Origin of the sequence: Streptomyces sp. PA03-1a (assembly GCF_033792805.1) — a bacterium.
GTDB lineage: Bacteria > Actinomycetota > Actinomycetes > Streptomycetales > Streptomycetaceae > Actinacidiphila.
Map to the genome: position 1 here is coordinate 1 of NZ_JARAVO010000436.1, position 2,873 is coordinate 2,873.

The window sequence follows — 2,873 nt, forward strand, 5'->3', positions numbered from 1 at the left end:
CTCCACCAACGTGGCCTCAGGGACCTCCGTGTCCCCGCCCGGAGACCTCTCCGTCCTCGTCGGCGTCGCCGACGAGGACGGAGAGGTCTCCGGGCGGGGACACGGAGGTCCCTGAGGCCACGTTGGTGGAGGCGACGGCGCGGTCGCCGGTGGCGGCGGTGACCAGGATGGTGGAGACCGCGGGGGGTTCGGGGGAGTCCGCGGTGAGGTTGATGACGTCGACGCCGAGGGCCGCGAGGTCGGCGTCGATGGCGCCGGCGAGGGCGTGGCCGCCGAAGGCGGTGAGCAGGACGGCCTCGCCGCCGAGATGGGCGAAGGTGGCGGCGGCGCCGGTCGCGGGGCCGCCGGCGGCGACGGTCTGGGTGCGGGCGGTGAGTTTCTCGTTCGGGGCCGGGACGTGGTCGACGAGGGTGATGACATCGAGGGTGCAGAGGCCTACGAAGAGTGCGCGCATGGGCGCATAGTGGCAGCAGGGAGCGTGCGTTTCGCGTCTTACGCGCCTCCTACGGGTGGGGGTGCACCATTTTTCCGGGAGACCCGACGCGCAGAGCGTCGATGCCACTACGCTGAGTGCTCGCAATGGTGCGCGGGGAATGCCGTGAGCAGGAGGACCGCATGGGGAACGCGCGACCAGGTGGGGCGGGTCCGGCGGACGTCGAGGTGGTGCTGGCCAGAGCGCAGAACTCCTTCGACGTCGACGACCGCGTGCTGGGGCGGCTGGCCACCGCGCTGATGGGCTGCACGGAGCTGGCGTCCTTCCGCCAGCGCAAGGGCCCGCCGCGCAGGCTGAGCCGCAGGACGTTGCGGCACACGTTCCTGCTGGCCGACGGCAGTACGCAGCTGCTGTGGGAGATCGAGCACAACACCGGCCCGGGCGACGACGAACCGCTGTACGAGGTGTACTCCGACCCGGACGAGCTGGCCGCCGCCCAGCACGCGATCGACGCCCGCTTCGGCGAGCCCTCTCCGGAGGAGCTGGAGGCGGAGGCCGCGGACTGGCTGGCGCGGCTGCCGCAGATGGCGATGGACCTGACGCCCGGGCCCCGGCAGTACACGGCGGACCACTCCGCGGAGCACGCGTGGCGGGTGCTCCGGCGGGCCGAGAACACCGACGTACCGGGCGAGGAGCTGCGCAGCCGGCTGGGTTCGGCGGTGGGCCACGACATCGCGTACGTCACCGGCCGGCACATACGGATCGGCACCGGCCGGGTCGCCGGCTGGACGCTGTACGAGCACGCCTTCCTGCTCGAGACCGGCGAGGAGATCAGCCTCTGGGAGGTCGAGCACACGATGACCCCCGACGGACGTCCGGTGTGCGAGGTGTACTCCGACGAGACGGCGGCGTGCGACTCGGCGGACGTCCGGCTGGAGGCTCTCTAGCCTCGCCGGCCTCGTCGCCGGACCCCGGGCGGACCCCGGCCGGATTGCGGCCGGGGTGCAGCCGGAGGAAATTGGGGCGTAGGCGTGTCGGTGGGAAGCGGGAGGTCCCCATGCCGGTCCTGGCGGAGGTCGAGTTCCCCGGTGTGACGGCCCTGCAGTACGAGGAGGCGAACCACCGCGCGGGGTTCGGGCCCGAGCATCCTCCCGCGGGGCTGCTCTCGCATGCCGCCGTGATCACCAACGAGGGTCTGCGGCTGGTGAACGTCTGGCAGTCCGCGCAGGCGCTCGAAGCCTTCATGGAGATCATGTTGCCCGCCGCCAAGGAGTCCGGTTTCCCCGAACCGAGCGGACCGCCGAGGATCGCGGAGCTCTACAACTTCGTCGTCCCGTAAGCGTCCGCAGGCGTCCCGTAGGCATCCCGTGTAGGCGTCTCGTGGGCGTCCCGCGAAACGGACCGGCGGCCCTGGGTGACGGGGGGTGTCACCAGGGCCGCCGGAGTCCGTGGGGCCGGTCGCTCAGACGGACAGGCCCTTGCTGCGCAGCCAGCCCATCGGGCCGATCGGGTCGCCGCCACCGGGGCGCACCTCGAGGTGCAGGTGCGGGCCCGTGACGTTGCCCGTGGCGCCGACACGGCCGATGGTGTCACCGGTGTTGACCTTGCCGGAGGTGACGATCATCGAGGAGAGGTGGCAGTACCAGAGCTCGGTGCCGTCGTCGAGGGTCAGGATGATGCGGTAGCCGTACGAACCGGCCCAGCCGGCCTCGGTGATGGTGCCGCTGTGGATGGCCTTGACCGGGGTGCCGGTGGGGGCGGCGAAGTCCTGGCCGGTGTGGGTGTTCGCCCACAGCGAGCTGGACTCGCCGAAGCCGGCGGTCAGCGTGTACGAGGTGACCGGCTTGACGAAGCTCTTGGCGAGCTCGGCCAGGCGGGCAGCCTCGAGCTTCTTCGCGGCCTCCGCCACGGCCTTCTTCTTGGCGGCGGCCTCGGCGCGGACCCGCTCCGCCGCCGCGGACTTGGCGGCCTTGGCCACCGCCTCCTGCTGTGCGGCGTTCCTGGCGGACCGGTCGGCGGCGTTCCGCTGCTGCTGGGCCTGGTCGAGGATGCGGTTGCGCAGGGCCTCACCCGCGTCGGGGCTGAGTGCCTCGGCGACCTGCTTGGCCTCGGGGGCGCTGTCGTCGCCGACGAGGGCTCCGATGCCGGGCAGGTGGGACACCTCGGGCAAGGAGACGGGGAGCGGGTTCTTGCCCTCGGCGGTGGCGACCCCTCCGACGCCCAGCACGGCCACGGCCGCGACCCCGAAGACAGCCGAACCGCGGCCCATGGAGCGCTGTTTGGCGACGCGGTGCCGCGCGCGACGGGGGCCGGCGGACTCCTCGGTGGGGTTCCACGGCTCGGCCTGCGGGCCCTCGTAGGGCGCGCTCTCGAAGGTGTCGGGGTCCTCGAGGTCCCCCGTGCCGTCGAAGGCCTCGATGTGCTCGGGGAGGGGCTGGGC

4 protein-coding genes are annotated in these 2,873 nt (G+C 72.5%); 2 read left to right on the forward strand and 2 right to left on the reverse strand.

Translation table 11 applies throughout. From position 1 onward, the window contains the following. Nucleotides 1-16: 16 nt before the first annotated feature. Complete coding sequence (locus tag PV341_RS44545) at nt 17-454, reverse strand: PfkB family carbohydrate kinase (RefSeq protein WP_500360958.1); 438 nt, start codon at nt 452-454, stop codon at nt 17-19. A 161-nt stretch (nt 455-615) separates the two neighbouring features. On the opposite strand from PV341_RS44545, the gene PV341_RS44550 reads away from it, so the two are divergent. Continuing rightward, nucleotides 616-1,380 (forward strand): DUF6227 family protein, encoded by a 765-nt coding sequence (locus PV341_RS44550; RefSeq protein WP_500322638.1) that lies wholly within the window; start codon nt 616-618, stop codon nt 1,378-1,380. A 110-nt stretch (nt 1,381-1,490) separates the two neighbouring features. Beyond that, entirely contained in the window at nt 1,491-1,772 is a 282-nt protein-coding gene (locus PV341_RS44555; protein ID WP_499512596.1) for a hypothetical protein, read from the forward strand. A gap of 123 nt (nt 1,773-1,895) precedes the next feature. Here PV341_RS44555 and PV341_RS44560 read toward each other — a convergent pair. Then, nucleotides 1,896-2,873, reverse strand: a 978-nt coding sequence (locus PV341_RS44560; RefSeq protein ID WP_500360960.1) for a M23 family metallopeptidase, incomplete at its 5' end; no start/stop codon positions are given.

What these genes read in the sequence shown, in the direction of transcription:
- PV341_RS44555 (WP_499512596.1), top strand. Translation starts at nt 1,491, where the DNA reads ATGCCGGTCCTGGCGGAGGTCGAGTTCCCCGGTGTGACGGCCCTGCAG.
- PV341_RS44550 (WP_500322638.1), top strand. Translation starts at nt 616, where the DNA reads ATGGGGAACGCGCGACCAGGTGGGGCGGGTCCGGCGGACGTCGAGGTG.
- PV341_RS44545 (WP_500360958.1), bottom strand. Translation starts at nt 454, where the DNA reads ATGCGCGCACTCTTCGTAGGCCTCTGCACCCTCGATGTCATCACCCTC.